At 67.5% G+C, this 6,945-nt stretch carries 7 protein-coding genes; 4 read left to right on the top strand and 3 right to left on the bottom strand.

The genetic code is table 11. From position 1 onward, the window contains the following. The coding region (locus tag WBB14_RS30860; protein ID WP_424243144.1) for an SDR family NAD(P)-dependent oxidoreductase at positions 1–641 on the top strand (641 nt) is incomplete at its 5' end. A gap of 98 nt (positions 642–739) precedes the next feature. Continuing rightward, complete coding sequence (locus WBB14_RS30855; RefSeq protein ID WP_424243143.1) at positions 740–1,339, top strand: LysE family translocator; 600 nt, start codon at positions 740–742, stop codon at positions 1,337–1,339. On the opposite strand, the gene WBB14_RS30850 is transcribed toward WBB14_RS30855, so the two are convergent. Continuing rightward, positions 1,290–2,225 (bottom strand): LysR family transcriptional regulator, encoded by a 936-nt coding sequence (locus tag WBB14_RS30850; RefSeq protein WP_424243142.1) that lies wholly within the window; start codon positions 2,223–2,225, stop codon positions 1,290–1,292. The genes WBB14_RS30855 and WBB14_RS30850 overlap by 50 nt on opposite strands. Positions 2,226–2,325: 100 nt before the next feature. Here WBB14_RS30850 and WBB14_RS30845 point away from each other — a divergent pair, with 100 nt between their 5' ends. After that, a complete protein-coding gene (locus WBB14_RS30845) occupies positions 2,326–3,657 on the top strand; it encodes an arylsulfatase (RefSeq protein ID WP_424243141.1) in 1,332 nt (443 codons plus the stop codon). A 42-nt stretch (positions 3,658–3,699) separates the two neighbouring features. Further along, positions 3,700–4,665 carry a tripartite tricarboxylate transporter substrate binding protein gene (locus tag WBB14_RS30840; RefSeq protein ID WP_424243140.1) on the top strand — a complete coding sequence of 322 codons (966 nt, stop codon included), beginning with the start codon at positions 3,700–3,702 and terminating at the stop codon, positions 4,663–4,665. A gap of 10 nt (positions 4,666–4,675) precedes the next feature. On the opposite strand, the gene WBB14_RS30835 is transcribed toward WBB14_RS30840, so the two are convergent. Continuing rightward, entirely contained in the window at positions 4,676–5,416 is a 741-nt protein-coding gene (locus WBB14_RS30835; RefSeq protein WP_424243139.1) for an SDR family oxidoreductase, read from the bottom strand. 38 nt (positions 5,417–5,454) lie between these two features. After that, positions 5,455–6,795, bottom strand: a complete 1,341-nt coding sequence (locus tag WBB14_RS30830; protein WP_424243138.1) for a CitMHS family transporter — start codon at positions 6,793–6,795, stop codon at positions 5,455–5,457. Between the last annotated feature and the right edge of the window lie 150 nt (positions 6,796–6,945).

Below are 6,945 nucleotides of genomic sequence, written 5' to 3'. Positions count from 1 at the left end.
AGTTGGGCCCGCGCGCCGTGGCGGCCCCGGGCGACGTGCTGGACGAGGCCGGGCTGCGAGCCGCGGAGGAACAGCTGGCCGCCCTGCTGCCTCCGGTCACGGGGCTGGTGAACTGCGCCGGCATCGCCCAGGTTCCCACCGCCATCGAGGACTATCCCGTCGACGCCTGGGAGCGGGTGGTGGATTCCCACCTGAAGGGCACCTACACGTCCTGCCGCGTATTCGGCAGCGCCATGGCCGCGCGCGGCTGCGGGGCCGTCGTCAACGTGGCGTCCGTGCTGTCGTTCCGTCCCGGGCCGGTGCTGGCCTACGGCCCGGCCAAGGCGGCGGTCGTGAACCTGACCGAAGCCCTTGCCGTGCACTGGGCTCGGCGCGGGGTGCGCGTCAACGCCATCGCGCCGGGCTGGACCGACACGCCCTTCCTCAGGCCCAAGGAGCGGCAGGGGGAGCGCGACATGACCCCGATACTGAACGCCACGCCGTTGGGCCGCCTGATGCAACCGCGCGAAATCGCGGAAGTCGTGTTCTTCCTGCTGTCGCCCGCGGCCGCGGTGGTCACGGGCGCCACCATCCCATGCGACGGCGGCGTGATCGCGGGATCGGGGTGGGCGCCCTACGGAGGCTTTCCGCAAGCGGTGTGAGCCTGGATGCGACCGGGGCATGCCCGGGGTTTGCCGCCAATTGGTCTGGCGGGCCGCTACACTACCCGCCGCCATGCTCAACGCCGCCTGTTCCGTCCATGTTTAACCTTGCCGCCGCAGGATTGTTCGCCTTCGGAGTCACCGTCATCCTGGCCATGCCAGGCCCGACCAATACCCTGCTGGCCGCGGCCGGCCTGCGCCAGGGCTTCATCCGGTCGGCGCGGCTGACGGCGGCCGAGCTGGCCGGCTATGTCGTGTCGATCTCGCTCTGGGGACGTTTTCTTGAGCAGGCCGCAAGATCCCTGCCGTGGCTGCCGGCTTGCGTGCGCATCGCCAGCAGCTTCTACATCGCCTGCCTGGCCGTGCGCATGTGGCGCGCCGCCCGCGCCGTGCCCGCGGTGGCGCGGCAGGTCATCGGCATGCGCAGGCTGTTCACGGCCACGCTGCTCAACCCCAAGGGCATACTCTTTGCCAGCGCGATTTTCCCGCCCACGGCGTTCTGGAGCCTGCCCGTATACCTTGCGGCCATGGCGCTATTCGCCACGCTGCTGGTGCCGATAGGCCTGGCCTGGGTGGCGTTCGGCGCCTCGCTGGGCAGCGCGAAGGCGCGCTGGATCGATCCGGCGCAAGCGCAGCGCGGCGCCTCCGTCATCCTGGGCCTGTTCTCGCTGACCCTGGCCTGGACCGCATTCCGCTAGATCCGCCTAGCGCAAGCACCGCCGCACGGAACTCCTGCATCAGCGGCGACCATGTGGCGCCGTGGCGCGTAACCAGTGCCATGCTGCGCCGCAGGGGCCGGCCCAGCGCCACTGGCAGTTCCGCGATGTCCGGACCCAGCGCGCTTTGAGGCATCAGCGCCAACAGGTCCGAGGCCGCCAGCAGCGCCAGCGCGCCCCCGGAAAAATGCTGTACCTCCAGCGCCGCCGCAGGCTGCGCCAGGCCTGCCTCGGCATAGCGGGCTTCCAGCGCATGGCGCGCCACCGAGCCCGGCATGGGCAGGATCCAGCGTTGGCCCGTCAGATCGCGCAACGCCAGCTTGCGCCGCGCGGCCAGAGGGTGCTTGCGGCTGGCGGCCACGCACAAGCCATCCTCCCGGATCGGCTCCTGGTTCAGCGTGCCTGGCACGTCGGCATAGATCGGCGTCACCGCCAGGTCCAGCTTGCCTCCCGCGACCTGCTCGTTGAGGTCGTCCGACTGCCCTTGCGTCAGCTGCACCCGCAGCGCCGGCCGGCGCGGCAGCAGGCGGCGCAGCGCGGGCATCACCACGCTGTCCACGGTGGCGCCGGTGGCGCCGATGCGCAGCAGCCCGGCCTCGCCCAGGCGCAGCTCCATCGCGTTGCGCACGGCGTCGCGGTATTCCGCCCACAGCCGCTGCGCATGCTCGCGGAACGCCAGGCCCGCCGAAGTCAGGCGCAGCCCGCGCCCGCCGCGGTCCAGCAGGCCCAGCCCGGTGTCGGCTTCCAGCCTTTGCAGCGACTTGGACAGCGCCGGCTGGCTGACACCGCAGGCGGCGGCGGCGCGGTCCAGGTTGCCGTGCTCCACCACGGCCAGGAAATATTCGATGTCACGCAGCGACAGATTCATAATCAATGGTTATGCATAGACTCAGCTTCAGGAATATTAAGCCGAGCCTGCGCTCCTAGAATCCCTGGATAAACCCGAGGACCGACAGGAGACGCAGCGCGTGGACAAGAAGCCCAACATCGTATTGATCGTGGCCGACAACCTGGGATGGGGGGAACTGGGCTGCTACGGCGGCGGCGCGCTGCGCGGCGCGCCCACCCCCAACATCGACCAGCTGGCTGCCGAAGGGCTGCTGCTGCAGAACTTCAATGTGGAAAGCGACTGCGTGCCCACGCGTTCGGCGCTGATGAGCGGCCGCCACCCCATCCGCACCGGTTGCCTGCAATCCGTGCCTCCGGGCCTGCCGCAAGGACTGGCGCGCGACGAAATCACGCTGGCCCAGCAATTGTCGGGCCAGGGCTACGCCACCGCGCACTATGGCAAATGGCATCTGGGCGACATCCCCGGACGCTATCCGTCCGATCGCGGCTTTGACGAGTGGTACGGCATTCCGCGCACCACCGACGAAAGCCAGTTCACCTCGTCCATCGGCTTCGATCCCGCGGTCGCCGATATCCCGCACATCATGCAGGGCCAGGCCGGCGCCCCTTCGGAAAACATCAAGGTCTACGACCTGGAGACCCGTCGCGGCATCGACGCCGAACTGGTCGAGCGCTCCATTGGCTTCATGCGCAAGCACGCCGAAGCCAGCCGTCCCTTCTTCCTGTACCTGCCGCTGGTGCACCTGCACTTTCCCACCCTGCCGCACCCGGACTTCGCGGGGCGCACCGGCGCCGGCGACTTCGCCGACTCCATGGTGGAAATGGACCACCGTGTCGGCCAGATCGTGCGGGCGGTGGACGAGCTGCAACTGCGCGACGACACCGTGTTCATCTTCTGCAGCGACAACGGTCCTGAATTCCGCAAGCCCTACCGCGGCACCGCAGGCCCCTGGACCGGCACCTACCACACGGCCATGGAAGGCAGCCTGCGCGTGCCCTTCATGATCCGCTGGCCGGGCAAGGTGCAGCCTGGCCAGGTCTCCAACGAGATCGTGCACGTCACCGACTTGTACACCACGCTGTCGCGCATCGGCGGCGCGGCCATTCCGCAGGACCGGCCCATCGACGGCATCGACCAGACCGACTTCTTCACCGGCGTCAGCCCGACTTCAGCGCGCGAGGGCTTCCTGTTCTATATCAAGAACGACCTGCGCGCGGTCAAATGGCGCGACTGGAAGCTGCATTTCTACTGGGAACCGGAGGTCAACGAAGGCAAGGGCAAACTGGAGTCGCCGTACCTGTTCAACCTGAAGCAGGATCCCAAGGAAGAAAGCGACATCCTCATCTTCAATACCTGGGTGCTGGGTCCTATCCTGAAAATGGTGCAGTCCTTCAACCAGTCCTGCGCCGCGCATCCGAATACGCCGCCCGGCAAGCCGGACCCGAGCTGAAACGCGCGGCGGCCTGAGCAAAAGAACATCAAAGGGGAAAACATGAAATTCGCTATCCGCTGCTGCGCGCTGCTGCTGGGCGCCGCGCTGACCGCCACCGCCAGCGCGGCGGACGCCAAGCTGGAATGGCCCGGCAAGCAGATTACCTGGGTGATCGGTTTCGTGCCGGGCGGCACCGCCGACGTGCTGACCCGCATCGCCGCCCAGGAACTGGCGCGGCGCAGCGGCCTGAACGTCATCGTGGAAAACCGCCCCGGCGCGGCAGGCGCCATCGCGCTGCAGCTGGTGGCGCGCAGCAAGGCCAGCGACGGCTACCTGCTGACCGTGCCCGGTCCGCTGATCTATCCCACGTCCCAGCCCGAAATCGGCCGCGAACTGGCGCCCGTGATCCTGATGGCCCAGGGCCCCATGGTCATCGTCGGCCCCGCCAAGGACGCCAAGCCGTCCTTGCAGGACGTGCTGGCGGACGCCCGCCAGCGGCCCGAGGCCTGGAGCTACGGCAGCTCCGGCAACGGCACCTCCCAAAACCTGGCCGGCGAACTGCTCAACCAGTACGCCGGCACCCGCATCGTGCACGTGCCATACAAGGGCGGCGGCCAGGCCGTGGCGGACGTGGCCGGCGGCCAGATCCCGCTGGCCATCCTGGGCTCTGCGCCGGTCATGCCGCAGATCAAGGCCGGCGTGCTCAAGGCCTACGCCGTCACCACGCCCTATCGCCTGGACAGCCTGCCCGATGTACCCACGGTGGAAGAAACCGGCTTCAAGGGCTACGCCGCCACCCAATGGTTCTCGGTCGCGGCCAGCAAGGACATCCCGGCCGCGCAGCTCGACCAGGTCAACACGGCGCTACGCGCGGCCGTCGCCACGCCGGAGTTCAAGGCCGCCCTGGAAAACGCCGGCATGATCGCCGGCGGCGGCTCACGGGATGAATTGCAGTCGTTCATCCAGGCGGACAGCGCCAAGTGGCAGAAGCTGATCGATAGCGGCGCGGTGAAGCTGGCGAATTGAGGCGCGACCCTCAACTCATATACACGCCGCCATTGATCGCGTAATTCGCCCCCGTCACGAACGCCGCTTCATCCGACGCCAGCCAGGCGCACAGGCCCGCCAGATCCTTGGCGGTGCCCAGGCGGCCCACCGGCACGCTTTCGACGATGCGGTCCAGCAAGGCCGGCGGGAACGCCTTCACGGTGTCGTCGGCGATGAAGCCCGGCGACGCCAGATTGACGGTCACGCCGCGCGCCGCGACTTCCTGGGCCAGCGAGCGGGTAAAGCCGATGACCGCACCCTTGGCGGTGGCGTAGTTGATCTGGCCAATCTGGCCTTTCTCCGCGGCTACCGAGCCGATGTTGATGATGCGGCCCCAGCCGCGGTCGGCCATGCTGTCCACGACCTGTTTGGTGGTGTTGAACAGCGTGTCCAGATTGCTGCGCAACACTGCCGACCAGTCCGCGTGGCTCATCTGGCGGAACCGCATGTCCAGCATGGCGCCGGCATTGTTTACCAGCACGTCGATCTCGCCGACTTCGCGCCGCACCTTGGCGAAGGCCGCCTCGGTCGAGGCCCAATCCGTGGCGTCGCCCTCGGACGCGATGAAGTCGTAGCCCAGCGACTTCTGTTCCTTCAGCCAATGGTCCTTGCGCGAGGAGCGCGGCCCGCAGCCCGCCACCACGCGGTGTCCCGCGTTGTGCAGCGCCTGGCAGATCGCGGTGCCCGTGTGGCCCATTCCGCTGGTGACGTAAGCAATGCGCAAAGCCATGTACTTCCCCTTTTGAAAAGACGGTATCGCGCCGCCGGTCAGGCCATCTGGCCGACCAGCGGGAACAGGCCGAACGCCAGCGCCGCGGCCAGCATCACCATGCAGACCATCGTGGCCCACTTCAGCGCGTAGCGCTGGTGGTCGCCGAAGTCCACGCCGGCCAGGCCGACCAGCAGGTAGGTCGACGGCACCAGCGGGCTCAGCAGGTGCACGGGCTGGCCGATCAAGGAGGCGCGCGCCATCTCGACGGGCGAAATGCCATAGCCCTGGGCCGCCTCGCTCAGGATGGGCAGCACGCCGAAGTAGAAGGCGTCGTTGGACATGAAGAAGGTGAAAGGCAGGCTGACCAGCGCCGTGATGCCGGCCAGGTACGGGCCCATGGCATCCGGAATCACGGCCAGCAGGCTGCGCGACATGGCCTCGACCATGCCGGTGCCCGACAGGATGCCGGTGAAGATCCCCGCAGCGAAAATCAGCGACACCACCGACAGCACATTGCCCGCGTGCTGCGCGACGCGGCGGCGCTGTTCGGCCAGGTCCGGATAGTTGATGACCAGCGCGATCGCGAAGGCGATCATGAACAGCACCGGCAGCGGCAGCACGCCCAGCACCAGGCTCACCATCAGCGCCAGCGTCAGGCCGGCATTGACCCACAGCAGCTTGGGGCGGCGCAGGTCCTGGTCGACCTCGATCTCGGGCAGGTTCTTGGGACCGTCCTCGTCGTAGCCGGCGTGCAGCGAGGCGCCGTCCGGCAGCGACAGCACGCCCAGGCGGCGGCGTTCGTGCAGGCCCAGGAAGAAGGCCAGCACCAGGATGGACACGATGGCCACGCCCATCACCGGCACCAGCGGCACGAAGATGTCGCCCGCGTCCACGTGCAGCGCACTGGCGGCGCGCGCTGTCGGGCCGCCCCAGGGCGTCAGATTCATGACGCCGCTGGCCAGCATCGCCAGACAGGTCATGGACAGCGCGTTCATCTTCAGGCGGCGGTACAGCGGCAGCATCGACGCCACCACGATCATGTAGGTGGTCGAACCGTCGCCATCCAGCGAGATCACCAGCGCCAGCACGGTCGTGCCCACCACGATCTTCAGCGGATCGCCCTTCACCGCGCGCAGGATGCGGCCCACGATGGGATCGAACAGACCGGCGTCGATCATGACGCCGAAGTACAGGATGGCGAACATCAGCATCACGCCGGTAGGCGCGATCTTGCGGATGCCGTCCAGCATCATCTTGTCGATGCCCGATCCGAATCCGCCCAACAGGGCGAAAATAATGGGGACAAGGATCAGCGCCACCAACGGCGACAGGCGCTTGGTCATGATCAGCGTCATGAACGTGATCACCATGCCGAAGCCAAGCAGGGTCAGAAGCATGAGGGTTATCTCCGGCTAGTCGTTGTTATGCGTGTGTCGCGCCTCCGGCAGGGGAAGCGCGACCGCAAGACTAGAAATAAAAGCTGTCTACAACCTGTCGTTTCTGAACGGACGTGCAGCGTTGGGAACGGTTTCAGATTCCTCCCATGC

This window comes from Achromobacter sp. (genome assembly GCF_049647645.1).
In the GTDB taxonomy this organism is placed as follows: Bacteria; Pseudomonadota; Gammaproteobacteria; order Burkholderiales; family Burkholderiaceae_B; genus Achromobacter.
Note: the sequence above shows the minus strand (reverse complement) of the source record. Positions and strands in the feature narration are given on the sequence as shown.

What these genes read in the sequence shown, in the direction of transcription:
- WBB14_RS30855 (WP_424243143.1), top strand. Translation starts at nt 740, where the DNA reads ATGTTTAACCTTGCCGCCGCAGGATTGTTCGCCTTCGGAGTCACCGTC.
- WBB14_RS30850 (WP_424243142.1), bottom strand. Translation starts at nt 2,225, where the DNA reads ATGAATCTGTCGCTGCGTGACATCGAATATTTCCTGGCCGTGGTGGAG.
- WBB14_RS30840 (WP_424243140.1), top strand. Translation starts at nt 3,700, where the DNA reads ATGAAATTCGCTATCCGCTGCTGCGCGCTGCTGCTGGGCGCCGCGCTG.
- WBB14_RS30835 (WP_424243139.1), bottom strand. Translation starts at nt 5,416, where the DNA reads ATGGCTTTGCGCATTGCTTACGTCACCAGCGGAATGGGCCACACGGGC.
- WBB14_RS30830 (WP_424243138.1), bottom strand. Translation starts at nt 6,795, where the DNA reads ATGCTTCTGACCCTGCTTGGCTTCGGCATGGTGATCACGTTCATGACG.